The organism is Solwaraspora sp. WMMA2065 (assembly GCF_030345075.1).
Lineage (GTDB): Bacteria > Actinomycetota > Actinomycetes > Mycobacteriales > Micromonosporaceae > Micromonospora_E.
On record NZ_CP128361.1, the window covers coordinates 436,429 to 461,317 of the forward strand.

General features: G+C 72.4%; 25 protein-coding genes. 9 read left to right on the forward strand and 16 right to left on the reverse strand.

Annotation, left to right across the window (positions count from 1 at the left end; translation table 11 throughout):
- Nucleotides 1–94: 94 nt before the first annotated feature.
- The 7 genes from O7610_RS01960 to O7610_RS01990 all read right to left on the reverse strand — a co-directional run bounded on the left by O7610_RS01960 (nucleotide 95) and on the right by O7610_RS01990 (nucleotide 8,118).
- The gene (locus O7610_RS01960) at nucleotides 95–1,507 is read right to left on the reverse strand and encodes a DHA2 family efflux MFS transporter permease subunit (RefSeq protein ID WP_289212515.1); all 1,413 of its coding nucleotides are present in this window, start codon (nucleotides 1,505–1,507) and stop codon (nucleotides 95–97) included.
- The gene (locus tag O7610_RS01965) at nucleotides 1,504–2,706 is read right to left on the reverse strand and encodes an AMP-binding protein (RefSeq protein ID WP_289212516.1); all 1,203 of its coding nucleotides are present in this window, start codon (nucleotides 2,704–2,706) and stop codon (nucleotides 1,504–1,506) included. The genes O7610_RS01960 and O7610_RS01965 overlap by 4 nt, the downstream gene beginning before the upstream one ends.
- On the reverse strand, nucleotides 2,661–3,686 hold the full coding sequence (locus O7610_RS01970) for an ATP-grasp domain-containing protein (protein WP_289212517.1): 1,026 nt from the start codon (nucleotides 3,684–3,686) through the stop codon (nucleotides 2,661–2,663). Before O7610_RS01970 ends, O7610_RS01965 begins: the two co-directional genes overlap by 46 nt.
- Nucleotides 3,687–3,758: 72 nt before the next feature.
- Complete coding sequence (locus O7610_RS01975) at nucleotides 3,759–4,583, reverse strand: alpha/beta fold hydrolase (RefSeq protein WP_289212518.1); 825 nt, start codon at nucleotides 4,581–4,583, stop codon at nucleotides 3,759–3,761.
- Nucleotides 4,580–6,079, reverse strand: a complete 1,500-nt coding sequence (locus tag O7610_RS01980) for a class I adenylate-forming enzyme family protein (RefSeq protein WP_281554059.1) — start codon at nucleotides 6,077–6,079, stop codon at nucleotides 4,580–4,582. Before O7610_RS01980 ends, O7610_RS01975 begins: the two co-directional genes overlap by 4 nt.
- Nucleotides 6,064–6,732, reverse strand: coding sequence for a class I SAM-dependent methyltransferase (locus O7610_RS01985; RefSeq protein ID WP_281554060.1), 669 nt, complete (start codon nucleotides 6,730–6,732; stop codon nucleotides 6,064–6,066). The genes O7610_RS01980 and O7610_RS01985 overlap by 16 nt, the downstream gene beginning before the upstream one ends.
- Before the next feature lie 285 nt (nucleotides 6,733–7,017).
- Nucleotides 7,018–8,118: a TRM11 family SAM-dependent methyltransferase gene (locus O7610_RS01990; RefSeq protein ID WP_281554061.1), complete on the reverse strand. Its 1,101-nt coding sequence runs from the start codon at nucleotides 8,116–8,118 to the stop codon at nucleotides 7,018–7,020.
- Between the two features lie 91 nt (nucleotides 8,119–8,209).
- On the opposite strand from O7610_RS01990, the gene O7610_RS01995 reads away from it, so the two are divergent.
- Together O7610_RS01995 and O7610_RS02000 are read left to right on the forward strand one after the other, a co-directional pair.
- A complete protein-coding gene (locus tag O7610_RS01995) occupies nucleotides 8,210–8,458 on the forward strand; it encodes a DUF5522 domain-containing protein (RefSeq protein WP_281554062.1) in 249 nt (82 codons plus the stop codon).
- 124 nt (nucleotides 8,459–8,582) lie between these two features.
- Complete coding sequence (locus O7610_RS02000; RefSeq protein WP_281554063.1) at nucleotides 8,583–9,194, forward strand: hypothetical protein; 612 nt, start codon at nucleotides 8,583–8,585, stop codon at nucleotides 9,192–9,194.
- Between the two features lie 101 nt (nucleotides 9,195–9,295).
- On the opposite strand, the gene O7610_RS02005 is transcribed toward O7610_RS02000, so the two are convergent.
- Nucleotides 9,296–10,021 (reverse strand): iron-dependent transcriptional repressor DtxR, encoded by a 726-nt coding sequence (locus O7610_RS02005; protein WP_475050846.1) that lies wholly within the window; start codon nucleotides 10,019–10,021, stop codon nucleotides 9,296–9,298.
- Nucleotides 10,022–10,128: 107 nt separating this feature from the next.
- Here O7610_RS02005 and O7610_RS02010 point away from each other — a divergent pair, with 107 nt between their 5' ends.
- The 3 genes from O7610_RS02010 to O7610_RS02020 all read left to right on the forward strand — a co-directional run bounded on the left by O7610_RS02010 (nucleotide 10,129) and on the right by O7610_RS02020 (nucleotide 14,858).
- Nucleotides 10,129–10,986: a sulfurtransferase gene (locus O7610_RS02010; protein ID WP_475050857.1), complete on the forward strand. Its 858-nt coding sequence runs from the start codon at nucleotides 10,129–10,131 to the stop codon at nucleotides 10,984–10,986.
- 105 nt (nucleotides 10,987–11,091) lie between these two features.
- The gene (locus tag O7610_RS02015) at nucleotides 11,092–12,309 is read left to right on the forward strand and encodes an acetoin utilization protein AcuC (RefSeq protein ID WP_289213550.1); all 1,218 of its coding nucleotides are present in this window, start codon (nucleotides 11,092–11,094) and stop codon (nucleotides 12,307–12,309) included.
- Nucleotides 12,310–12,311: 2 nt separating this feature from the next.
- Nucleotides 12,312–14,858 (forward strand): bifunctional acetate--CoA ligase family protein/GNAT family N-acetyltransferase, encoded by a 2,547-nt coding sequence (locus O7610_RS02020; protein WP_289212519.1) that lies wholly within the window; start codon nucleotides 12,312–12,314, stop codon nucleotides 14,856–14,858.
- Nucleotides 14,859–14,963: 105 nt separating this feature from the next.
- Here the strand turns inward: O7610_RS02020 and sigB are convergent, their stop codons facing one another.
- From sigB to O7610_RS02035, 3 genes are all read right to left on the reverse strand, one after another.
- The gene (gene sigB, locus O7610_RS02025) at nucleotides 14,964–15,941 is read right to left on the reverse strand and encodes an RNA polymerase sigma factor SigB (RefSeq protein ID WP_281555516.1); all 978 of its coding nucleotides are present in this window, start codon (nucleotides 15,939–15,941) and stop codon (nucleotides 14,964–14,966) included.
- Between the two features lie 195 nt (nucleotides 15,942–16,136).
- Nucleotides 16,137–16,583 (reverse strand): D-aminoacyl-tRNA deacylase, encoded by a 447-nt coding sequence (gene dtd, locus O7610_RS02030; protein ID WP_281554066.1) that lies wholly within the window; start codon nucleotides 16,581–16,583, stop codon nucleotides 16,137–16,139.
- Between the two features lie 83 nt (nucleotides 16,584–16,666).
- Nucleotides 16,667–18,151 carry a DUF7782 domain-containing protein gene (locus tag O7610_RS02035; protein WP_289213551.1) on the reverse strand — a complete coding sequence of 495 codons (1,485 nt, stop codon included), beginning with the start codon at nucleotides 18,149–18,151 and terminating at the stop codon, nucleotides 16,667–16,669.
- A 111-nt stretch (nucleotides 18,152–18,262) separates the two neighbouring features.
- On the opposite strand from O7610_RS02035, the gene O7610_RS02040 reads away from it, so the two are divergent.
- A complete protein-coding gene (locus O7610_RS02040; RefSeq protein ID WP_281554067.1) occupies nucleotides 18,263–18,838 on the forward strand; it encodes an HhH-GPD-type base excision DNA repair protein in 576 nt (191 codons plus the stop codon).
- A gap of 120 nt (nucleotides 18,839–18,958) precedes the next feature.
- Entirely contained in the window at nucleotides 18,959–19,321 is a 363-nt protein-coding gene (locus O7610_RS02045) for a DUF3099 domain-containing protein (RefSeq protein WP_281554068.1), read from the forward strand.
- On the opposite strand, the gene O7610_RS02050 is transcribed toward O7610_RS02045, so the two are convergent.
- Nucleotides 19,289–20,245, reverse strand: a complete 957-nt coding sequence (locus O7610_RS02050; protein ID WP_289213552.1) for a carbohydrate kinase family protein — start codon at nucleotides 20,243–20,245, stop codon at nucleotides 19,289–19,291. The two genes, O7610_RS02045 and O7610_RS02050, sit on opposite strands and share 33 nt — an antisense overlap.
- A 26-nt stretch (nucleotides 20,246–20,271) precedes the next feature.
- Nucleotides 20,272–21,273 (reverse strand): pseudouridine-5'-phosphate glycosidase, encoded by a 1,002-nt coding sequence (locus tag O7610_RS02055; protein WP_281554069.1) that lies wholly within the window; start codon nucleotides 21,271–21,273, stop codon nucleotides 20,272–20,274.
- 90 nt (nucleotides 21,274–21,363) lie between these two features.
- Between O7610_RS02055 and O7610_RS02060 the strand changes: the two genes are divergently transcribed.
- Nucleotides 21,364–21,588 (forward strand): DUF3039 domain-containing protein, encoded by a 225-nt coding sequence (locus O7610_RS02060; protein ID WP_123600724.1) that lies wholly within the window; start codon nucleotides 21,364–21,366, stop codon nucleotides 21,586–21,588.
- Nucleotides 21,589–21,750: 162 nt separating this feature from the next.
- Nucleotides 21,751–23,463: a DEAD/DEAH box helicase gene (locus O7610_RS02065; protein ID WP_281555519.1), complete on the forward strand. Its 1,713-nt coding sequence runs from the start codon at nucleotides 21,751–21,753 to the stop codon at nucleotides 23,461–23,463.
- A gap of 16 nt (nucleotides 23,464–23,479) precedes the next feature.
- Here O7610_RS02065 and O7610_RS02070 read toward each other — a convergent pair whose 3' ends face one another.
- From O7610_RS02070 to O7610_RS02080, 3 genes are all read right to left on the reverse strand, one after another.
- A complete protein-coding gene (locus O7610_RS02070) occupies nucleotides 23,480–23,983 on the reverse strand; it encodes an SRPBCC family protein (protein ID WP_289212520.1) in 504 nt (167 codons plus the stop codon).
- A complete protein-coding gene (locus tag O7610_RS02075; protein ID WP_289212521.1) occupies nucleotides 23,980–24,366 on the reverse strand; it encodes an ArsR/SmtB family transcription factor in 387 nt (128 codons plus the stop codon). Before O7610_RS02075 ends, O7610_RS02070 begins: the two co-directional genes overlap by 4 nt.
- 166 nt (nucleotides 24,367–24,532) lie before the next feature.
- Nucleotides 24,533–24,763, reverse strand: a complete 231-nt coding sequence (locus tag O7610_RS02080; RefSeq protein ID WP_281554072.1) for a DUF7455 domain-containing protein — start codon at nucleotides 24,761–24,763, stop codon at nucleotides 24,533–24,535.
- Nucleotides 24,764–24,889: the final 126 nt, after the last annotated feature.

A 24,889-nucleotide genomic window follows, 5' to 3' on the forward strand; every position in this document is an offset into this window, starting at 1 on the left:
TCGCGCCGCGGATAGATCACCTGGGCTCCGCGCGCCGAGGCGTCACACCGGTGGCGAAGTCAGTGGGCCACGGTCAGGCCGGCGACGACCGCCGTCACGGTTGCGATGTCGTCCTGGTCAGGTTCGGGCCGGCGACCAGGCAGGCGATGCTGCCCAGCACGGCCACCCCGGCCAGCAGCAGCATCGCCGCGCGGGCCGCCCCGACGGTGACGACCTCGCCGATCTGATTGTGCAGCAGGGCACCGACGGCCGCGGCGCCCAGCATCGAACCGATCTGCAACGAGGTGATCAGCACCCCGGACGCGGCGCCGGCCTGCTGCTGTTCGACGTCGGACAACGCGACCACCGCCAGCGGGGTGAACAGGAAAGCGTTGCCGACACCGATGACGCACATCGGGGCGACGAACGCCGTCCACGTCGCACCGTCGCGCATCTCGACCGCGGCCCACGCCATGCCGGCGACGGTGGCCACCGCCCCGACCAGCAGCAGGTAGCGTCCCTGGACCCGGTCGGCGAGTTTGCCGGCCACCGGGTCGAGCAGGGTGGAGAACAGTGACGCCGGCACGATCATCAGCCCGGCGGCCCACGCGTCGAGGCCGAGCACCTGCTGGAAGTACAGCGACAGCACCAGCACCAGGCCGATGACGGTGCCGGAGGTGGTCAGCGAGAAGCCGTTCATCAGCGGGAAGTTGCGCTGCCGGAACAGGGTGAACGGCACCAGCGGCTCCCGGTCCTGGCGGCGGCGCTGCTGCGCGAGGAAGGCCGCCACGCACACCCCGGACACGCCGAGCGTCGCCCAGATACCGGCGTTCCAGCCGTACCGTTCGCCCTGGCTGATGCCGAACGCCAGGCAGAACAACACCGCCGAGGCCAGCACCACACCGGTCACGTCGAGCCGGCGGCGGACGCGTTGCGCGACCTCGGGCAGCACGAGCCGGCCGACCACGAGCATCAGCAACCCGAGCGGTAGGTTCAGCCAGAAGATCCACCGCCAGTCGAGGGTGCTGACCAGCACCCCGCCGGCGGCCGGTCCGCTGATCGCGGCGATCCCGCCGACCGCGCCCCGGATGCCGAACGCCGTGCCCCGGCGGTCCGGTGGGAAGGCCTCCATCAGCAGGGCGAGGGTCTGCGGGGTGAGTAGCGCCGCGCCGAGACCCTGCACCGCGCGGGCAGCGATCAGCTGGCCGGGCCCCTGGGCCAGGCCCGCCGCGACACTGGCGGCGGTGAAGACGGCGACCCCGATCAGGAAGATCCGCCGACGGCCGTAGAGGTCACCGAGCCGGCCGGCAGTGATCAGAGCCATCGCCAGCAGGAAGATGTAGGCGCTCAGCGACCACACCACCTGGTCGGCCGACGCGTCGAGGTCGGCCATGATGCTGGGTACCGCGACGGCGAGCACCGCCACGTCGAGCTGGGTGAGGAAGTACGCCAACGACAGGACGGCCAGCACCGCCCACGGGTTGCCGCGCAGTCTGGTCAACAGCTTCGGCTCGCTCACGGTCGTCATCCGGTCGGCTCCAGCCAGATCATCGGGGGGATCTTGTTGGTGCGTTCCACCCGGCGCAGCCGCGGCACCTGCTCGACGGCGACCGCCGTCGGGTGGTGCCGGGCGACGACGCCCAGATCGTAGAACTGGTGCAGCAGCCGGGTGCGTACCGCCGCCGGGTCGGCGTCCCCGGTGTAGTGCACGGTCACCGCGCTGACCGAGTGGCGTTCACCGGCGGCCCGCCGCAGCAGCAGCTGTGCGTCGCGTACCCCTGGTGCGGCGCGGACGATGTCCAGCACCGTACCGATGCCGACCAGCGCGCCGTGCAGCTTGATCGCGTCGTCGGCGCGGCCCCGCACCCGCAGCGCGTCCGGTCGGCCGCAGACACAGGTCGCCGCCGCGACCCGGTCGCCGAGCCGGTACCTTACGGTCGGCACCGTCCAGCCGTCACCCACTCTGGACAGCAGGGCGCCGGCGTCGTCGAGCTCGAGCACCTGGTCGGGCATCAGGTGCAGCACCGAGGGGTCGCAGGCCGGGGTGTTCGTGGCGATGACGTACGTTTCGACCGAGCCGTAGTTGCCCCATAGCTGGACCTGCGGGAACGCCTTCCGCACGATGGTCGCCTTCTCCTCGGTCCACGGCTCGGCCATCCAGATGATTTTTGCGATCGGGGTGGCCGCGCCCGCGTCGAGTACGCCCCGGGCCAGGTCGGCCAGGGCCGTCGGGGTGCCGGCGACCGCGTTGACGCCGAGCCGACGCAGGGTCGGCAGCCAGCCATCGACCTCCTCGGGGGTGATCGGACCGAACGGTGCCACGTCGGCGCCGCAGCGTCCGGCCAGCTCCTGCATGTAGTAGTGCGACGCCCACAGCCTTCCGGGGGTGAACAGGTTGAGCAGGAGGTCACCGCCGACCAGCGGTCGCCACTGCTGCAGCAGCCGGTCGATGGCCTGGTGGTACGCCACGTAGGTGAGCTTGGGCTGCCCGGTGGTGCCGCCGCTGGACAGCAGCAGTGCACCGGTCCGCCGGGTCACCGCGTGGGAGACGGCGAAGATCTCGTCCGGTCCGGTGACCGGCAGGTCGGCGAGTCCGGCGGCGGCGTCCGGCACGGCCGGGGCACCGGCGGCGGCGTTACGTCGGGCCTGGTCGCGCAGCGCGTCCCAGGGCACCGCGCCGATCATCCCTGCCGCCGACGCGGCTGGTCGTCGCCAGCGGCGTGCCACCGGGCGAATCCGGCCAGGTACGCCTCGAACCGGGCCCGCACGATCGCCCGGGCGGCGGCGTCCTGCTCGGGAATGCCGTTGAACGCGACCGCGCCGTCGAGTTCGATCTCCGACACCCAGTGCCGCTCGCCGTCGAAGAGGAAGTCCAGAGTGAAGTACGGCGTGGGCAGCCGTTCGGCGACGTAGGCGACGGTGTCGGCGAGTTCCGGCGGCAGAGCGGAGTAGCCGCGTTCGTGCCGACCGCCGCTGGCCTTGGTGACGGCCAGGCAGTAGCCGTCCTTGTAGCCGTACAGCACGGTGTGCGCCTGCCCGTCGACGACGTACACCCGCTGTTCGCGTACCACCTTGAGGTAGGGCTGGGCGACCAGCGCGGTGTCCGAGCCACCGGCGAGTCCGATAAGGCCTTTCAGGTCGTGCATGTTGTGCACCACTGAGATGCCCAGGCCCATGCCCCAGTAGGCGGGTTTGACGATCAACGGGAACGGCAGCGCGGCGAGCGCGGCGTCGCTGCGCCCGGCCATCGCCTCCCGGCCGCTGCCCACCCGGACCGTCGGCAGCAGCGGGATCGGACTGCCGGCCAGGTGCACCACGCTGGCCAGCTTGTCCTCGCCGATGTAGGACAGCGCCGGTGGGATCGGCAGGTAGAAGCCGAGCCGTTCCAGAATGGTGAACAGGAACACCTGGTTGCACACGTCCTGGGTCTGGTGCGGCAGGGAGTACAGCGAGGTGACGAAGATGGTGTCGGCCGGGGTGACCGGCGCACCGTCGAGGTAGACCTTGGGCCGCCCCGGGTCGGTCGCGTCGACCGCGACTTCTTCGGGCTTGTTCACCGTGAACTCCAGGCCCAGGTCGGCGGCGATCTCCTGGTACGGCCCCCAGACCGCATCCTGCTCGGCCTGCCGCAGCCAGGCGGTGCCCCGGTCGGGGTAGATCCAGCTCAGGCGCCGCGCCGTACCGGGCGCGGCCGGGTGGTCGGTCAATGCCCTCTCCCTTGCGGTGTGGTGCGGGTTCGCGTCGGTGGTCCGGGCGGACGACGGTGCCCGGCGGATGATTCAGGTAGCCACCGGGTGGTCGACGAAGGCCGACACGAGGTCCGCGAACCGGTCAGGTTCCTCGACGAACGGCAGATGGCCGCTGCCGGGGAACACCTCCAGCCGGGACGCCGGTATCGCCGAGCGCAGCCACCCGCCGACCTCGCCGGGGTAGACCTGGCTGTGCGCTCCGTGGACGAGCAGCGTCGGTACGCTGATCCGGCGCAGCCGGTCACGCCAGTCCACGGTGAGCGCCTCGGCGAGTAGCGCCCGTACGGCGTCCGGGTCGCACCGGCGGGTCTGGTCGATGAGGTCGGCCAGCGTCGTCGGGTCGGGGTCGGTGCCGGCGGCGAACGAGCCGCGGACCAGTGCGGCGGCGAAGGCGGGGTAGTCGTCGGTCACGCTGGCCAGGACGGCGTCGGCTCCGGCGGCGTCGAGGCTGCCGAAGGCCCCGTACGGCCAGTCGTCGTCGCACAGCAGCCGTGGCGTCTGTTCGACCGACACCAGGGCCCGGATCCGCGCGGCCCCGAACCGCTCCAGGTAGCCGTAGGCCACGGTCGCGCCGAGCGACCAGCCCAGCAGGGTGACGCCGGCCAGGTCGAGCTCTTCGATGGTGGTGTGCAGGTCCTCGGCGGCGCGGGTGAGGCTGGCCGGTCGGTCGGCTGTGGCGTTGTCGCCGTGTCCGGGTAGTTCGACGACCACCACCCGGTGCCGGGTGGCGAGCCGGGCCACCGCGGCGGAGAAGAACTCGGCGGTGGCGGCCAGCCCGGGCACCATGACCAGGGCCGGTCCGTGACCGCCCGTGACCAGCGCCGGTCCGTGACCGCGGTCCAGGTGCCGGGTCATCGGCTGCCTCCGACCAGTCCGAGTCGCGTGCGGAGCAACGGTTTGTCGATTTTGCCGACCGGGGTACGGGGCATCGCGGCGACGGCGTGCGCCGAACCGGTCAGCCCGTGCCCGGAGAGCAGTTCCTCGACGGCCTTGACGGCCTCGTCGCCGGAGTGCCCGTCGGCGGCGACGACCGCCACGGCGACCGCGTCGCGGTAGTCGCCGGGGTGCACGGCCAGACTGACGGCCTGCGCCACCGCCTCGGCCGTGGCGAGTTGCTCGTCGAGCACCGGTGCCAGCATCGGCCCGTCCCGGGTGGCCAGCGTCTCGGACACCCGGCCCAGGATTCGGTAGCCGCCCTGCGGGGTGCGTTCGGCCACGTCCCCGGTCCAGAACTCGGGCGTGCGGAAGGTACGGGCGTTTGCCTGTGGCGCGTCGACGTACCCTTCGCTGGTGCAGTCCGAATAGAGCACCAGCTCCCCGACGTCGGGGTGACCGGGCACGAAGGTTTCCAGCCGGGTGCCGACGCCACGGACCGGGACCATGGCGGTGTCGGTCTGCGGTACGTCGTCCATGTTGCCCAGCGCCAGGCCGAACTCGGTCGAGCCGTAGATTTGCCGGATGTGTATGCCGAGTACGTCGGCGGCGTCCCGGACGATCGTCGGGCTGAGATAGGCACCACCGCACAGCGGGCGGCGCAGCGCCGACAGCGGGAACCGGCCCTGGTGCCGGGCGGCGGCGACCAGATCGGCGTAGTGCTGCGGCAGGGCGCTGGTCACGGTCGCCTGGTGGGCGGCCAGTTGGGCCAGCAGCGTGCCGTCCGGTGCGTGCGGGTCGGCGAGCACCAGTTGTGCGCCGGACAGCAGCGCCGCGAACACGTGCAGGTCGGTGGCGTGTGCCACGTCGAGGGTGTGGCGGCAGAAGAAGACGTCGTCGGGGCGGATCCCGGTGTCGGCCAGCCAGCGGCGTCGTTCGGTGACGAAGCGGTCCTGCCGCCAGGCCATCATCTTCGGGAAGCCGGTCGAGCCAGAGGTCCACAGTAGTCGGAAGACGGTAGCCGCTGCGGCGGTGGAGTCTGCGGTGTTGCCCGCGGTGGGCTCCGGCCAGGGTGTCGCGGCGGTCAGTGTGTCGAGGTCGACCGTGGCCGGTCCGTCGGCAGGGATCCGGCGGTGTCCGTCGGTGACCAGCAGTGCGGGACGGGCCCGGTCGAGAGCCGTCCGTACCCCGGCGTCGTCGAAGTTCGCCATCAGCGGTACGTAGCGGGCACCGAGCCGAGCCACCGCCAGGATCAGGCAGACGTAGCCGATGCCGTTGCGCAGCACCACGGCGACGGTGTCGCCGGCCGCCACGCCGCGGGTGGCGAGTCCGGCGGCGACCCGGTCGGTCATCTCGACGAGCTCGCGGTATGTCACGGCCGCGTCGTCGGTGGTGCACACCGCCACGGCGTCGGGTCGACGGCCGGCCATGTCACGGACGGCCTGGTAGAGCCCGGCAGCGGTCACGGCGCCAGCCATCCGGCGTAGGTGGCGAACCGCCAGTCCTTGGCCAGGCAGTCCACGGTGTCGAAGCCGGCGTCGCGCAGCCAGCCGAGTTGGGTTTCGACATCGATGCAGATGTCGTGCTTCATCCGTTCGCGGCCTGCCGCCCATTCGTCGGCGGGTGTTCCGGCGGCGTGTACGTGGCTTTCGTGTTGCCGGTCGTACATTTCCTCCAGTCGCGGCGCGGGCGCGAGGACCTGCTCGACGTTGACGAAGATCCCACCCGACCGCAGAATGGCGGGAAGGCGACCGAACAGCGCTTGTTTATCGTGGTGCTCGAGGTGGTGGATCGCCAGGCCGGAAACGACTGCGTCGTACGGTCCTGTCGGCAACGGATCCATCAGTCCCTGAACCGCGAAACTGGCTCGGCCGTCGCCGTCAAACCGTTGTCTGGCCTGCGCGAGCATCCGTTCCGAATGGTCGATGAGAGTGATGGTCGCATCCGGGATGCGGGCGAGTAGGGCGGCGCTGAGTAGCCCGGTTCCCGCGCCCAGGTCCAGGATCTGTGGCCGGCTCGGCACCGACATCTGCACGGCACTGGATGCGCTGCCGTACAACAGGTCGAACGACGGGATGAGTTGGCGCCGCAGCGCATCGTAGGTGGCTGGATTCCACAGCTCGAAAGACACGATGATCCCCCGTGGTTCACCAGGCGGCGCTTTTGTGGCGCTGGCGTCGGATGCTGGGCAAACTGTGGTTTGCTGAGCCGGCACATTGTCAGATGCTGATTCCGGTGGTGTCCGCATCTGCGTGAGGTGTCCGCATCTGCGTGCCGTCATCTGCTATTCAGAAGGTATCAAGGAGTGGCAGGGCAATGAAGAGAGCTGTCGATATCGAGGTGTGATGCTGGTCACATGGTCGATCATTCTGTCCGTTATTGACAAACTGTCGATCGTGTCAGGAATTGGCGTTTGTCAGGCTCTTTGGGCCACGATCAGGTCCCGGACGATCGCCTGGTCGACCCGGTGGGCGAAGCTGCCGTACCCCGGACCGTCGGCCACTTCCAGGCCCGCCTTGACCAGCAGCGCGGCCAGGTCGTCGCGGGCGGCGACCAGGGTGTTCCAGGAGATGCCGAGCGCCCCACCGGGGCGCAGCAGCGCCACCCAACCCGGCAGCGCCTCAGCCAGCAGACCCAGCGGATCGCGGGTCAACCGGTCCGCCTGACCGCGGGTGCCGTGCTGCACCCCGTACGGCGCGTCGGTGACGATGGCGTCGAAGCTGCCGGCCCGGAACACCTCCCGGCTGCGGCGGGTGTCGGCGTGCACCATCGTCAGGTCGACGGTCCGCCCGGCCCGGTGGTCGTCCTTGCTGGCCGCCAGGGTGACCGCCAGCCGCCGGCCCAGCACGGCCCGGTTGCGCCGCACCAGTGCGATCTCGGCCGAGTGCTTGAGCCGCTTGTGCTTCAACCAGGTACGGATGAAGTTGGCGTACACCTCGAAGTCCTTGCCGTCGATCTCCACCCCGGCGGCGTGCCAGCCGTACATCATCGCCTGGTTGAGCGTGGTGCCCCGGCCGCACATCGGATCGAGGACCCGCAGCGGCGGCGAGTCCGGGCCGAGCGGCCCGGCCGCCGCCCCGGCGGCAACGGCGGTCCCGCCGGTGCCGATGGTCCCAGCCGTGCCGACCCGGTCAGCGGTGGCCAGCACGGTCACGTTCAGCAGCAGCTTGGTGAACTGCTCGTTGGTCTTGCCGGCGTACTTCGGGATGGTGATCAGATCGCTGTCGAAACGGTCCCGGCCGGTCACCTCCAGTGGCCGCAGCAGGTCGCCGTCGCGGGCGAAGAACGCGTACCTGGCGGACAGGTTCGCCAGTACCGACAGGTCCCGGTCGGTCAGGTCGACGCCGGTGAAGGTGACGTACGGCAGCCCGCCGATCGTGGTGACCGCGACGTCGTCCACCCGGCCGCCGAGTGCCCGGTCGGCGAAGACACCCAGCTCGGCGGCGGCCAGCCCGACCGCCGACTCGGCGTACACCCGGTTCGCCGACGGGTGGATCAGCAGGGCGTACGAGGTCATCGGTGGTCCGTTCGGGTCGGTGGCCGCGCCGTCACGGCGCGGTGGGACCCACGAGTGTTACCACACCGGCGGCCTGCGTAAGGTCACCGGCATGGCACGGCAGCGGGGGAGGCGTCTGCCGCTGGCGGACCGCCCCCTCACCGAACCGCATCCGGCGCGGCTGCCAGCCGACCACCCGCACCGGGCGGCGGTGCTGGCCGCACACGCGGCGGCGCTCGACGCCGACCAGGCCGGCTACCTTGACCCGGACACTGGGCTGTTCGTGCTGACCGCGGCGTTCCTGGCCCGTCGGGGCACCTGCTGTGACCAGGGTTGCCGGCACTGCCCGTATCTGCGGTGATGCCGAGGATCTCCTACGCGGCGCGGCCGGCGCGGGTGGCGGGCTTTCGCGGCGGCGGCGGAAGCCGTACGGTGTGCGACGAACAATCCGCCTTTTTCGACCGGCCTGACCGTGGGAGGTCACTGTGGGCGTTCGGCTGCGTCTGTCCGGCGCCGGGCTGATCCTGCTGCTGCTCGCCGCCGGGTGCTCCGGCCGAGCGGTGGCCACCGAGAACCCCGCCCCGGACGACCCGGCCCAGGCCAGTCCGTCGCCGAGCCCGGTCGAGCCGTACCCGGAGGTGCCCCGTCCGCCGGCCGCCGAGTCCGGCGGGGCATGCACGGTGCTCGACTTCGACGCGGTCGAGCAGACCGTCGGGTTCCGGTTCGAGGTGGCGGCGGCCAACAAGCACGACAAGACGCAGTCGTGTGTGCTGCGGCCGGCCGAGGAGCCGCTGCCCGACCTGATGGTCTCCATCTCGGACACCAAGGCGAGCGCGTCGGTCTTCGCCGACGACGTCGCCCCGGTCGGTGCCAAGGAGATCAAGGATCTCGGCAAGGCCGCCTACTGGATCCCGGTCAAGCCGGACCCGGACACCGGGTACGGGGCGGCACTGGAGGTCAACTGGATCACCGGGGACCCGAAGCTGATCAGCCTGCGCTGGACGTTCGCTCCCGGTGACGACGAACTGTCCGCCGTGGAGCTGGCGCCCAAGATGGTCGAGCTGGCCCGGGTGGTGCACGACAACCGCAAGAAGTGACCGGCCGCAGGACGAAGTGACCGGCCGGGGGTGCGTGGCGCACCGCCGGCCGGTTGGTGCTCAGGCGGCCGCGGGTTGGTGCTCAGGCCGCGGGTTGGTGCTCAGGCGGCCGCGCCGGCCAGTGTCCGTCCGTGGTCGGCGGCCGCGACGAACACCCGGGACGCGACCTCGCGCGGCAGGTGGATCTTGTCGCCGGACCGGTCGATGGTCACCCCGTCGCGTTCCTGCGCCACGGTGACCGTCGCCCCCGGATCCACCCCGGCGGCGTGCAACTGGCGCAGCACGTCGGCGTTGGTCTGCACGCTCTCGCAGATCCGCCGGACCACGACCGTGCCGGTCAGGCCGGGGAACGCCAGGTTTCGCTCGGTGTCCGGGCTGATGTCCGGATTCGCCAGCTCCGTCGGGCCGTCACCCAGCGCGTCCAGGCCGGGGATCGGGTTGCCGTACGGCGACCGGGTCGGCCGGTTGAGCAGGTCGTAGACCTTCTTCTCGACCGCGTCGCTCATCACGTGCTCCCAACGGCAGGCCTCCTCGTGGGCCTCCTCGTAGGGCATGCCGATGACGTTGACCAGTAGCAGCTCGGCGAGCCGGTGCTTGCGCATCACCGAGACCGCCTGGGCCCGGCCCAGCTCGGTGAGTCGCAGGTTACGGTCGTCCTCGATGGTGAGCAGCCCGTCGCGCTCCATCCGGGCGACCGTCTGGCTGACGGTGGGGCCGCTCTGGTGCAGCCGCTCGGCGATCCTGGCACGCAGCGGCGGCACCGACTCTTCCTCGAGCTCAAGTATGGTGCGCAGATACATCTCTGTGGTATCAACAAGATCATTCACGGTCAGCTGCCCTCCAGCGTTCAATCCTACCTTGCAGCGCCGATAACCAGCCGGAACGGACGATCGGCAGGGGACAGGTGCAGCCCCGCATGGTGTTGACTGGGATGGTGTTCGATACCGCAGACCCTACCGTCGCCGTCACCGGGCTCGCCGCCGCGCTGGCCGGTGGGCGCCCGCCGACCCTGCTGGATGTGCGCTGGCGGCTCGTCGGCCCGCCGGGCCGTGACGACTACGTCGCCGCCCACCTGCCCGGCGCGGTCTTCGTCGACCTGGACGCCGAGCTGTGCGGCCCACCGGGCACCGGTGGCCGGCACCCGCTGCCCGACCCGGAGACGCTGCAGCGGGCGCTGCGCCGGGCCGGGGTACGCACCGGGCACCCGGTCGTCGTCTACGACGGTGGCGACGGTCTCGCCGCCGCCCGCGCCTGGTGGACGCTGCGCTGGGCCGGGCACCGGCCGACCTGGGCGCTCGACGGCGGCTACCCCGCCTGGCTGGCGGCGGCCGGCCAGCCGGTCACCGCCGACGTGCCGGTACCGCCGCCCGGCGACGTCACGGTACGCCCGGGAGGTCTCCCGGTGCTCGACGCGGACGCCGCCGGCCGGCTGCCCCGCCAGGGTGGACTGCTGATCGATGTCCGCGCCGACGCCCGGTACCGGGGCGAGCACGAGCCGGTCGACCCGGTGGCCGGGCACATCCCCGGCGCCGTGAATCTGCCGACCACGCTGCACCTCGACGACGCCGGGCTGCTGCACGACGCCGGCACGCTGCGGGACCGTTTCACCGGTGCCGGGCTGCGGCCGCAGGCCCCGGTCGCGGCGTACTGCGGGTCGGGGGTGACCGCCGCGCACACGGTGCTCGCCCTGCACCGCGTCGGCCGCACCGACGCGGCGCTGTACCCGGGATCGTGGAGCGAGTGGATCACCGACCCGGCCCGGCCGGTCGCCACCGGGCCGGAGCCCGGCTGACCCGCGGCCCGCTGCCGGCCGGGCTGTCCATCAGGCCCAGGGCGGCCGGGCGCGGGGCCGGCGGGTGCGTGCGACGATGGCCAGATGTCGGACGGGACGAGTCAGATGCCGGACGGGACGAACCAGGCACGGGCGGTGGGCGGTACCGACGCGACGCTGGTGGTCTGGGACGAGCGCCTGCTGGCGTACGACCTCGGTGACCACCCGCTGGACCCGGTACGGGTCGAGCTGACCATCGCGTTGGCCCGCGAGTACGGCCTGCTGGACCGCCCCGGGGTGCGGCTGCTCGCCCCGGAGCCGGCCGACGACGTGGCGCTCACCCGGGTGCACCGGGCCGACTACCTCGACGCCGTCCGGGTCGCCCACGACGACCCGTTTTTCTCTGGGTACGGCCTCGGCACCCCGGACAATCCGACGTTCGCCGGGATGCACGACGCCAGCGCGTTGGTGGCCGGCGCCACGATGGCCGCTGCCGAGGCGGTCTGGCGCGGCGACGTACGGCGGGCGGTCAACGTCTCCGGAGGGCTGCACCACGCGATGCCCGGCCGGGCCGCCGGGTTCTGCGTGTACAACGACCCGGCGGTGGCCATCGCCCGGCTGCTCGACCTCGGTGCCGAACGGATCGCGTACGTCGACATCGACGTGCACCACGGCGACGGGGTGCAGGAGATGTTCTACGACGACCCGCGGGTGCTCACCGTCAGCCTGCACGAGACGCCGCTGTCGCTGTTCCCCGGCACCGGTTTCCCCGACGAGGTGGGTGGCCCCGGCGCGCAGGGCAGCGCGGTGAACGTCGCGTTGCCGTCCGGCACCGCCGACCGGGGCTGGCTGCGCGCGTTCCACGCCGTGGTGCCGTCGCTGCTGCGGGCCTTCCAGCCGCAGCTGCTCGTCACCCAGTGCGGGGCGGACGCGCACCGGCTCGACCCGCTGGCCGACCTGGGGCTCAGCGTCGACGGCCAGCGGGCCGCGTACCTGGCGCTGCGGGCCCTCGCCGACGAGCACTGCGGCGGCCGCTGGGTCGCCACCGGTGGTGGCGGGTACGCCCTGGTCGAGGTGGTGCCCCGGGCCTGGACCCATCTGCTGGCGATCGCCACCGGCGCGCCGATCGACCCGGCCACGCTGACTCCACCCCGGTGGCGAAAGCTGGCCGCCGCCCGCTGTCCCGGCCGGCAGGTCCCGCTGCGGATGACCGACGAGGCCGACCTGGACTTCCAGCCGTGGCAGCCGGCCGGTGACCCGGACTCGATCGACCGGGCGATCATGGCGACCCGCCGGGCGGTCTTCCCACTGCACGGACTCGATCCGCACGACCCCCGGGACTGACCATGGACCGATCGGCTGACGTGCTGCTGCGCGACGGCACCACCGTCCACCTGCGGCAGATCCGCCCGGACGACGGCGACGCGATCGTCGCGATGCACGCCCGGTTCTCCGACCGCACCCGCTACCTGCGGTACTTCTCCCCGTACCCGCGGATCCCCGACCGCGACCTGGCGCGCTTCGTCAATGTCGACCACCACGACCGGGAGGCGTTCGTGGTGGTCTCCGGTGACCGGATCTTCGCGGTCGGCCGCTACGACCGGATGGGTCCGGGCTCGCCCGAAGCCGAGGTCGCGTTCGTCGTCGAGGACGCCCATCAGGGCCGGGGCGTCGGCTCGGTGCTGCTGGAGCACCTTGCCGCCGCAGCCCGATCCGAAGGCGTCACCTCCTTCGTCGCCGAGGTGCTGCCGGTCAACGCGCCGATGCTGCGGGTCTTCGCCGACGCCGGTTTCCAGGTCCGCCGCCGGTACGCCGACGGTGTGGTCCACCTGAGCTTCCCGATCGCCCCGACGGAGGCGTCCCTGCAGGTGCAGTGGAGCCGCGAACACAGCGCCGAGGCCCGGTCGATCGCCCGGCTGCTGACCCCCCGGGGGGTCGCCGTCTACGGTGCCAGCGCCACCGGCCAGGGGGTCGGCGCGGCGGTCCTCGGTCACCTGCGCGACGGCGGGTTCACCGGGGACGTGGTCCCGGTGCATCCGGCGGTCGACCGCATCGGCGGGCTGCCCGCGTACCGTCGGGCGGCCGACGCCGGCCACCCGGTCGACCTGGCGGTCGTCGCGGTGGCGCCGGACGCGGTGCCGGCCGTGGTCGCCGACGCCGCCGCGGCCGGTGCCCACGGCGTCGTGGTCATCTCGGCCGGGTTCGCCGAGTCCGGCCCGGCCGGCGCCGCCGCCCAGCGGGAACTGATCCGTACCGCACACGTGGCCGGGCTGCGGGTGGTCGGCCCGAACTGTCTCGGTGTGGCCAACACCGACCAGCGGATCCGGCTCAACGCGACGCTGGCGCCGCAGCTTCCGCCGGCTGGCCGGGTCGGCTTCTTCAGCCAGTCCGGTGCGCTCGGCGTGGCGCTGCTCGCCGAGGCGGACCGGCGTGGGCTCGGGTTGTCGACGTTCGTGTCGGCCGGCAACCGGGCCGACGTCTCCGGCAACGACCTACTGCAGTACTGGCAGGACGACCCCGGCACCGACGTGATCCTGCTGTACCTGGAGACGTTCGGCAATCCCCGCAAGTTCGCCCGGCTGACCCGCCGGATCGGGCGCACCAAACCGGTGGTGGCGTTGGCCTCCGGCGCCGGCTCGACGGCACCCGTCGAGCAGGGCCCGGACGCCGCAGCGGTGACCCGGCTGTTCGCCCGGTCCGGGGTGATCCGGGTCGACACGGTCGCGGAGATGTTCGACGTCGGCACCCTGCTGGCCAACCAGCCGCTGCCGGTGGGCCGGCGGGTGGCCGTGGTCGGCAACTCGTCGGCGTTGACCACGCTGGCCGCGGCGGCCTGCCGGGCGCAGCGGCTCACCGTGGCGGCCGACTACCCGCGTACAGTCGCGCCCGAAGCCGGCGCGCACGAGTTCGCCGACGCGCTCGCCGACGCCGCCGTCGATGCCGCCGTGGACGCCCTGGTGGTGGTGTTCGCGCCGCCGCTGCCCAACCAGTTGGCGGACGAGGACGCCGACTTCACCTCGGCGTTGGCCAGCGTCGCACTCGCCGGTGACAAGCCGACGGTCGCGACGCTGCTGGTCGGCCAGCCGCCGGCCGGGGTGCCCACCTACCCGTCGGTGGAGGAGTCGGTCCGGGCGCTGGCCCGGGTCGCCGACTACGCCGACTGGCTGCGCGAGCCACCCGGTACGGTGCCGGACCTGGCCGGGATCGATCCGGCTGCGGCCGGTGCCGCGCTGACCGTCGACCCGGTCGACCCGGTCGGGCTGCTCGCCGGGTACGGCATCGAGGTGGTCGACTCGATCCCGGCCGCCTCGGTCGACCAGGCGGTGGCCGCCGCGCGGCGGCTCGGCCTGCCGGTCGTGCTCAAGGCCGCGGCGGACGGGCTGCGACACCGGTTGGACCTCGGCGCGGTACGGCTGGACCTGGCCACCGTGGACGCGGTGCAACGGGCGTACCGCGACGTCGCGACCCAGTTCGGCGCGCAGGTGCTGATCCAACGGATGGTGCCGCCCGGCGTCGCCTGCGTGGTCGAGTCGACCACCGACCCGACCTTCGGCCCGGTGGTCGGTTTCGGGCTTGGCGGCGTGGCGACCGATCTGCTGGGTGACCGGGCCTGGCGGGCCGCGCCGCTGACCGACCGGGACGCGGCAGGGCTGGTCGACGAACCCCGGGCGGCGCCGCTGCTGTCCGGCTACCGGGGAGCCGGCCCGGTGGACCGGGCCGCCCTGGTCGATCTGCTGCTGCGGGTGGGGCGGCTCGCCGACGAGCAGCCGCAGGTCCACCGGTTACGGCTCAACCCGGTCCTGGCCCGACCGGGCGGGCTGACGGTGCTGCACGCCAGCGTCGTGATCGGGTCGCCGGACGCCCGTCCGGACACCGGCCCGCGCCGGCTCTGACCGTACCGGCCCGCGCCCGGCCGCCGACCGCCCTGACGTCGCGCGGCCGGTCGGAGCAGGAGCTCCGACCGGCCGCCGCCCCCGATGGACCGGCTGTCCCCCTGGTCAGCCGGCGTACGTCTCCAGCCGCTGCGCCCGCGACGGGTGCCGCAGCTTGAGCAGCGTGACCTTCTCGATCTGCCGGATCCGCTCCCGGGACAGGCCGAACTCCCGGCCCACCTCGTCGAGGGTGCGCTGCCGGCCGTCGTCCAGCCCGAACCGCAGCCGGATCACCGCCTGCTCCCGCTGGGACAGGGTGGACAGGACAATCTCCACCTCGTTGCGCAGCTTGCCCTCGGACGCGGACTCCCCGCCCTGCTCGCGCGGGTCGACGGCGGCGACGAAATCGCCGAGGGCGCTCTCGCCGTCCTCGCCGACGGTCTGGTCCAGGCTGACCGGCTCCCGGTCGTAGGAGATGAGCTCGATCACCTGGAACTCGGGCACCGACATGGCGGCGGCGATCTCGCCGATCGTCGGCTCCCGCCCCAGCGTCGCCGACAGGTCACGACGGGCCCGTACCATCCGGTTGACCTGCTCGACCATGTGTACCGGGATCCGGATGGTGCGGGCCTGGTCGGCCATGGCACGGGTGATGGCCTGGCGGATCCACCAGGTCGCGTAGGTGGAGAACTTGTAGCCCTTGGCGTAGTCGAACTTCTCGACGGCGCGGATCAGGCCGAGGTTGCCCTCCTGGATCAGGTCGAGGAAGGCCATCCCCCGACCGGTGTACCGCTTCGCGATGCTGACCACCAGCCGCAGGTTCGCCTCCAGCAGGTGGTCCTTGGCGGCGCGGCCCTCGGCGGCGACGACGCCCAGGTCGGCGCGCAGCTGCGCGGACAGCCGGCCGGGCCCGGCGAGCTTCTCCTCGGCGAACAGCCCGGCCTCGATCCGCTTGGCCAGCAGCACCTCCTGCACGGCGGTGAGCAGCTTGGTGCGTCCGATCCCGTTCAAGTATGCGCGGACCAGATCGGCCGAAGCGCCGCGGTCGTCGGTGGCGTCAAGGTCGTGCTGACCGTCGGTGGTGACCTGGACGGTGGTGTCGATGTCGTCTTCGATGGTACGTGTGACCACTCTCAGTCGCCTCCCCGCGTCGACAAGTGGTGAGCCAGCAGCGGACTGCCGCTGGTGACAACCAGCTTGCCGGGTAGGGCGTGAAGTCACGGTTAGCCGGGGACCAGGTGGCATGAATTCGGGACCTGCCCGTTGCCGTACACCGGCTGGCGGTTGCTGACAGTGACGTCACAGTTCCAGAAGGATGGTCTGCGGTCCGATGTTGACGCTCTCCACCTGCATGTGCGCCCGGAACCGTCCGGTGCGTACTGTCGCGCCCCGCGCGGCCAGTGCCTCGACCACCGCCGTCACCAGTGGCTCGGCCAGCTCCGCCGGGGCGGCGGCGGACCAGCTCGGCCGTCGCCCCCGGCGCGCGTCGCCGTACAAGGTGAACTGGCTGACCACCAGGACCGGCGCGGCCAGCTGCGCGGCGGAACGCTCGGCGGAGCCCTCACCGTGCGGATCAGGCGGGAAGATCCGCAGCTCGTAGATCTTGCGGGCCAGCTCGGCGGCGGTCGTGACCGTGTCGGTGTGGGTCACCCCGAGCAGCACCAGCAGACCGGGGCCGATCGCCGAGACCACTTCGCCGTCGACCGTCACCGAGGCCCGACCGACCGTCTGCACCACCGCCCGCACACCGGCCAGCCTGCCACACCGGCCACCCGGCTGGTCGCGTCGGCCGGCTGGTCGCGTCGGCCGGCCGATTACACCGCCGCCGGTCACTCCGGCAACAGGATGCCGCGTTCGACCAGCCGGGCCAGGACCGGCACGGCGGCCTCGGCAAGCTCGTGCTCGGGTACGTCGTGCGCGAGCGCCAGCAGCGACAACTGCTCGCGCATCGGCAACCGACCGGTGCACCCGCCGACCACCGCCAGCACCAGCGGATCGATCTCCTCGGTCCAGCGCAGCCCACCGGTCAACGTGACGGTCTGCCGGTCGACCGCCCAGCCGTCGTCCCCGATGCCGGCCTCCTGCTGCAGCCGCAGCCCGTCGGCGGCCCGGTAGCGGGCGTCGAGCAGACCGGCGGCGTCGCGGGCGCGCAGCCAGTCCTGCCGGGCGAACCACTCGTCGACCCGGTCGCCCAGCGGCGGTGCCACCTGCTGGCGCAGCTCCTCGACCCGGACCACCGGGTCTGCGTGTCCGCTACGGCGCAGGGTGACCAGACCGAAGCCGACCGCCTCGACCTTCTGCGCGTCGAACCAGTCGAGCCAGGCGGCCGCCCGGTGTGCGTCCGGGCCCTCGCTGGCGTCGGCCAGCCACAGATTGACGTAGGAGACCGGGTCGGCGACCTCCCGCTGGATCACCCAGCCGTCCAGCCCGGAACTGGCCAGCCAGCCCGCGACCCGTTCGGTCCAGTCCTCCCCGGCGACGTGCATCCAGTTCGCCAGGTAGTGCATGGTGCCGCCGTCGGCGAGCAGATCCGGGGCGGCGGCGGCGAGTTCGGCACAGATTCCGTCGCCGATCCGGCCAGAGTCGCGGTACGTGTGGGTGGCGGTGCCCGGCCCGACCACGAACGGCGGGTTGCTGACCACGAGGTCGAACCGGCGACCGGCGACCGGCGCGGTCAGGTCACCGTGCAGCAGCTCCCACTGTTGGCCGTTGAGCGCGGCGGTGGTGGCGGCGAACCGCAGCGCCCGGGCCGACAGGTCGGTCGCGGTGACGCTGTCGGCGTGGCCGGCCAGGTGCAGCGCCTGTACGCCGCAGCCGGTGCCGAGATCCAGCGCCGCGCCGACCGGCCGCCGGTGCACCGCACCGGCCAGGGTGGTCGACGAGCCACCGATGCCGAGGACATGATCGGCGGCGAGCGGGTGGCCCGCCCGCAGGTGCGACGGCACGTCCGAGATCACCCACCAGGCGTCACCGTACGGCTCCAGGTCGACGCCCTGCCGCAGCCCGGGTCCGTCCGGTGACTGCTCCACCAGTCCGGCGGCGAGCGCGTCGGCAAGCGGCAGCGGCGCCAGCGCGGCGGCGACGGTGTCGGCCGGCTCGGTCTGGGCGCAGACGAACAGGCGGATCAGGGTGGCGAGCGGATCACCGTCGGCGGTGCGTCGCAGCGCTTCCCGGTGGTCGTTGCGGGCCACGGCGGAGGTGGCCTGTGGCCCCAGCCGCTCGGCGATCCCGGTGGAGGTGAACCGGGCCGCGGTGAGCGCGGTTCGCAACTGGTCGATCCCGGCCGCGTGGAGCAGCGCGGGATAATCGGTCATGTCGTCGGTCACGTTGCCATCCTGCCCGGTCGCCTGACTAATCCTGGCCCATCCTGCCCGGCGGGGCGGGTCGTCGCCGGACGATCTGCTCCGATCGGGCAGGATACGCGGATGAGCCTTTCGCTGCCCATCGACGCGGACGCCAACGAGTTGCTGCGGCGCAGCCCGCTGGCGCTGGTCGTCGCGATGGTCCTGGATCAGCAGGTGCCGCTGGAGCGCGCCTTCTCCGCGCCTTACGACCTGGGTCTGCGGCTGGGGCACCAGCCGGACGCCCGCGAACTCGCCGAGTACGACCCTGAGGAGCTGATCGCGGTCTTCGCACAGCGGCCAGCGCTGCACCGGTTCCCGAAGGCGATGGCCGCACGGGTGCAGCAGGTCTGCCGGATCGTCGTCGACCGGTACGACAACGACCCGGCCCGGATCTGGACCGACGCCCCGGACGGGGCGACCGCGTTGGCCCGGATCAGCGAGCTGCCCGGCTTCGGCAAGCAGAAGGCGCAGATTTTCCTGGCGCTGCTCGGCAAGCGGTTCGGCGTACAGCCGGCGGGCTGGCGGGAAGCGGCCGGCGAGTTCGGCCGGGACGGGGCGCACGTCTCGGTGGCCGACATCGTCGACGAGGACTCCCTGGTCCGGGTCCGGGAACACAAGCAGCAGATGAAGGCGGCGGCGAAGGCGGCCAAGGGCTGACCGACCGGCCACCGCCGGTCACGTCCGTCGGCTGGTGGGTCGGTCACATCTGCGGCTGGGCGTTCGGCGACCTGCGCCGGCAGGTGCGACGATTGGCGGTACGCGACAGGAGGAGGCACGGTGCGACGGACCGCTGGGCAACCCACCGTGATCACCGACGCCGAACCGAGCCCGGGAGACCAACTGCGCGGCCGGCAACGTCGGTACGTGCTGATGATGTCGATCCGGGGCATCTGTCTGATCGTCGGCGCGGTCCTGGTGACCAGCGAGGCGCCGTTGCTCTGGCTCTGGCTGCCGATCTGCGCGGTCGGCATGATCCTGGTGCCGTGGCTGGCCGTGCTGCTCGCCAACGACCGGCCGCCGAAGGACCGGCACCGGATGCGCAACCAGCGGCGCCAACCCACTCCACGGGGCGGCCCGGCGCAGGTCGGCGCGGTGCCGACCACGCCGTCACCGGCCCGCGTCATCGACGTCGAGCCCTGACCCGACGCGGCGAACCGGCCGGGCACCGACCACCCCGACCGCCGTCGCGCCCGCCCGCCCGCCGGCGGCCAGCGCGGTCACCGGGTCATCGCCGGCTAGCCAGGCGGCGAGTAGCCCTGCGGCGAAGGCGTCACCGGCGCCGGTCGGGTCGACCACCGGCACGGTCGTCGCCACCGCCCCCGACACGACCACCGCCGCCTCCGATACCACCGTTGCCGGCTCGTGCCAGACGGCTCCACCGGAGCCCCGCTTGACCACCAGCCGCCGGACCGGCGCCGGTTCCGGCAGCCCGTCGGCCAGCCCCAGCGCCGTTGCCTCGTCGAGGTTGGCCAGCAGCAGGTCGGTCCCGCGTACCCAGTCGAGGAACCTCGCCGGTCCGGCGGCCAGCAGCGGAGCCGCCGACGCCGCGTCGACGCTGGTCGACATGCCGCGCGACCGGGCGGCGACCAGCGCGTGCCGGCCCGCCTCCCGGCTGCCCGGGTGCAGCAGCGGGTAGCCGGACAGGTGCAGGTGTGTCGCGTCGGGAAACAGCGACACGGCGGCGTCGACGTCACCGGCCCGCAGCGACAGGTTGGCACCCCGGTCGGCGACCATCGAGCGCTGCTCACCGTGGGCGAGCACGATCACCGTGCCGGTCGCCGTGTCCGGACAGCGCCGTACCGCGAGGTCGACCCCGGCCGCGGCCAGCTCGGCCAGCCGGATGTCCCCGAGGGCGTCGTCGCCGGCCGCCGCCACCAACGTCACCGGTACGCCGTGCGCGGCCAGCCAGGCCGCGGTGTTGGCGGCCTGGCCGCCGCCGGTGAACCGGATCCCGCCCGCCGTGTCCGAACCGGCCGCCAACGGAGCGGTGAGCACGGCCACCACGTCGGTGACCAGGTCGCCGACGACCAGGACCCGGCCGGGGCGCGGCCGACTGAGGGCCATCGCGTCGCCGGTCAGCCTGCGGCCGGTCACCCCGCCGTGCCGGTCGGCTCTGCGGCACCGGCGAACTCCGCCGCGTGGGCGGCCTCCGCCTCCGCCGCCGCCACGGCGATCCGCCCGGCGAGGTCGGCGTTGCGCAGGATGATCCGGATGTTCACCGCCAGGCTGGCACCTGCGGTGGCCGAGTGGAAGTGCGCCAGTAGGAACGGGGTGACCTCTTTGCCGGTGACGCCTGCCTCGGCCATCCGGGCCAGCCCGGTGGCCAGGGTGGTGTCGTGCAGGCCCGGATCCAGTTGCTCCTGCGGCGGCAGCGGATGCGCCACCACCAGCGCGCCCCCGCCGAAGCCGTGCCGACGCCGGGCCCGGATCACCTCGGCGACGTGCTCCGGCGAGTCGAGCGACCAGTGCAGGTCGTGGCCGCTGTCGGTGACGAAGAAGCCGGGGAACCGCCGGCTGCGGTAGCCGGCGACCGCCACACCGAGGGTCTCCAGCCGCTCCAGGGTGGCCGCCACGTCCAGGATCGACTTCACCCCGGCGCAGACCACGGTGATCGGCGTACCGGCCAGGGTGACCAGGTCAGCCGACTCGTCGAAGGTCTGCGCCGCCTCCCGGTGCACCCCGCCGAGCCCGCCGGTGGCGAACACGCCGATCCCGGCCGCCGCCGCGACCACACTGGTGGCGGCGACCGTCGTCGCCCCGTCCACGCCGCTCGCCGCGGCCAGCGCCAGGTCCCGGGCGGAGAGCTTGGCGACGGTGTCGGAGCCGGCCAGCCGGGTGAGCTCGGCGTCGTCCAGCCCGACCACCAGCCGCCCGCCGAGCATGCCGATGGTCGCCGGCACCGCGCCGGTGGCCCGTACCGCGGCCTCGATCTCGCGGGCGACCCGCAGATTGTCGGGTCGCGGCAGGCCGTGTGCGATGATGGTGCTTTCCAGGGCGACGATGGCCCGTCCGTCCCGGCGGGCGTCGGCCACCTCGGCGCCGTACTGGATGTCGTAGTGCAACGGCCCGGTGCGGCCTGCGGATTCTGCCATGATCACCACGGTACGGGGCGGGGGTCGTGCCGGACGTTGGACCCGTACGCCACAAACTGCCAGACTCTCAGCCTGGAGGTGGGAGACGACGTGACTACCGAGGTTCTTGAGCGTCCCGAGGTCAAGGATGCCGACGCCGACAACGGCCCGGAGATGTTCCACTACGTCCGCAAGGACAAGATCGCCGAGAGCGCCGTCATGGGCACCTTCGTGATCGCACTGTGCGGCGAGCGTTTCCCGGTGACCCGTACGCCGAAACCCGGATCACCCGTCTGTCCCCGGTGCAAGGAGATCTACGAGTCGATGACCGGCTGAGCCGGACTCCGATCGGCCTTCGCGTCCACCGGCCGCGAGGGCCTTTTCGTGGCCGTCGACCGCACTCCGGTCACGGCCGCCGGACGAGCGGGTAGACGGTTCCGTGATCGCCGGCTAGTCCGGGTCCGATCACGGGGGAAAGGGGTTCGCGTGCCGACCACCATGCCGACGGTCGACACGTTCCCGGCGCTGCGCGGTTGGCAGCGCCGGGCACTGGTGGAGTATCTGCGCCGGCGCAGCGAGGACTTCCTCGCCGTCGCCACGCCGGGTGCCGGTAAGACCACGTTCGCGCTGCGGATCGCGGCCGAGTTGCTGGCCGACGGCACCGTCGAGGCGGTCACCGTGGTCGCACCGACCGAGCACCTGAAGACCCAGTGGGCGGCGGCGGCCGGCCGGGTCGGCATCCAGCTCGACGCCGCGTTCCGCAACGCCGACCTGCACTCGGCCGCCGATTTTCACGGCGCGGTGGTCACCTATGCCCAGGTCGGGATGGCTCCCCAGGTGCATCGGCGGCGCACGATGACCCGGCGGACGCTGGTCATCCTCGACGAGATCCACCACGCGGGTGATTCCCGGTCCTGGGGCGACGGGATCAAGGCCGCGTTCGAGCCGGCGGTCCGCCGGCTGATGCTCACCGGTACGCCGTTCCGCTCGGACGACAACCCGATCCCGTTCGTGCGTTACGAAGCGGGCGGCGACGGCCTGCCGAGGTCCCGGGCGGACAGCATCTACGGCTACTCCGACGCGTTGCGCGACGGGGTGGTCCGGCCGGTACTGTTCCTGGCCTATTCGGGGGAGACCCGGTGGCGGACCAGCGCCGGGGACGAGCTCGCCGCCCGGCTGGGCGAGCCGATGACCCAGGACCTCGTCGCCCAGGCTTGGCGGACCGCCTTGGATCCGGCCGGCGACTGGATGCCGGCGGTGCTGCGCGCGGCCGACGCCCGGCTCACCTTCCTGCGCGACGGTGGCATGTCCGACGCCGGCGGTCTGGTCATCGCCAGCGATCAGGCGGCGGCCCGCTCGTACGCCCGGCTGCTGGAGCGGCTCACCGGGGAGAAGGCCGCGGTGGTGCTCTCCGACGACGCCGGCGCGTCGGCCCGGATCGCCGCGTTCGCCCGGTCCGAGCAGCGCTGGATGGTGGCGGTCCGGATGGTCTCCGAAGGGGTGGACATCCCCCGGCTGGCCGTCGGGGTCTATGCGACCAGCGCCTCGACGCCGCTGTACTTCGCCCAGGCGATCGGCCGGTTCGTCCGGGCCCGCCGGCCGGGGGAGTCGGCGACGGTGTTCCTGCCCAGCGTCCCGCACCTGCTCGGGCTGGCCAGCGAGATGGAGGCCGAGCGGGACCATGTGATCGGGGCGGCCAAGAAGCGGGAGGGCTTCGACGACGACCTGCTGGAGCGCGCCCAGCGCAACGAGCAGGCCAGCGGGGAGCTGGAGAAGCGGTTCGAGGCGCTGTCCGCCACCGCCGAGCTGGACCAGGTGATCTTCGACGGCGCCTCGTTCGGCACCGGCGCCCAGGCCGGCACCGCCGAGGAGGAGGAGTACCTCGGCCTGCCCGGCCTGCTCACCCCCGATCAGGTCACGGTGCTGCTGAACCGTAGGCAGGCCGAGCAGATCGCCGCGCAGCGGCGGGCCCGGTCGACGGATCAACCGGTACCCGCCGCCCGGCCGGCGGAACGTGCACCGACGGCCGGGGAGCGGCGGATCACCCTGCGCCGTCAGCTGAACGCCCTGGTCGCCGCGCACCACCACCGCACCGGACTGCCGCACGGCAAGATCCACGCCGAGTTGCGGCGGCGGTGCGGCGGCCCGCCGAGTGCGCAGGCCACCATCGAGCAGCTGGAGGAGCGGATCGCGACGGTGCAGACGCTGTGATCCGGGCAGGTGCCGGTCAGCCGGTCGCCAGCAGGTGGTCCAGCTTCTCGTACCCCTCGCGGACGCCGTGCTCCATCCCGCTGGCCAGCATCTGGTCGCGGGCGACCAGGTTCTCGACCAGCGACAGTACGGTGACCCGAGTGCCGCCATCGGGCAGGTCCTCGAAGGTGGCGGTGTCCAGGCTGACCCCGTCAGGCACCCCGTCGTAGGTGAAGGTCTGCACCAGCCGCTCGTCGGGGCGTACCTCGTGGAAGGAACCGTAGAATCCGGCGATCTGTTCGCCGTCGCGCCAGTTCGTGTAGCGGTAGCTGCCGCCGGTGCGGCCGTCCCAGTGTTCGATCCGCAGCTCCAGGTCCTTCGGGCCGAGCCACTGGGTGACCAGGTCGGGGTCGATCCAGGCGCGGAACACCCGGGCCCGGGGCGCGGCGAAGTCGCGGACGATCTGGATCGAGGGCAGGTCGGGGTGCGCCTCGACGCGGGTACGGGTGGTCGGGTCGCCGGTCGTGGTCGTGGCTTTCACGCTGCTCCTTGCTGTTCAGGGTCGATTCCGTGGGTGCTTTGACGGTCGGTGGTCGGCTGGTCGTCGTCCAGCGCCGCCAGAACGGCGTCCAGCCGGCTGAACCGCTCCTCCGCCCGTTGGCGGTACCGGTCGAGCCACCGGGACATCAGGTCGAAGACCTCGGCTTCCAGGTGGCAGGGCCGCCGCTGGGCGTCCCGGCTGCGACTGACCAGGCCGGCGTCCTCAAGCACCTTGATGTGCCGGGAGACCGCTTGCACCGAGATGTCGTAGGGCGCGGCCAGTTGATTGACGGTGGCGTCGCCGTCGGTCAGCCGGGTGACGATGTCCCGGCGGGTCGGGTCGGCCAGCGCCGCGAACACCAGCGACAACCGGTCCTCGCTCACCCGGCACCTCCCTCTTGTTCGACGTTCTGGTTGAACAAGAGGTTATGCTGATCCCGGGCAGCTTCGCAACAAATTGGTTGAATAAGCAGCTGGCGCAGGCAAAAAGAAGGGCTGGGCCCCACCGTCCGGTGGGGCCCAGCCATCGCTGTCCAGTGGTCTCGTCGTGTCAGTTGGCCATCAGATCGGCGCCACGCCAAGTGAACTCAGGGTCGGCCTTGAACTGCACCGCGATCTTGACGAGATCGTCGGCGTACTTGTTGGCGTGGTGTCCGCAGAACACCAGCTCGCTGCCGCCCGCCAAGGTCACCCGTAGTTTGCCGGCCGCGTTGCACCGGTCGCACCGTTCATCGGCGCCTACTGCATCCACCGTCTCCGGAGGCGTGAGAGTCGGGGTCATCGCCTTCCTCCTCTGGTCGTCACCGATGAACACACTCTTCGGTCTGTCACCCATCGTCCAACACCGGCGGGGGTCCCCGCCTTCCCGATGTGCCCCCGGGGGACCGGGCTCACACCTGGTAGGCAC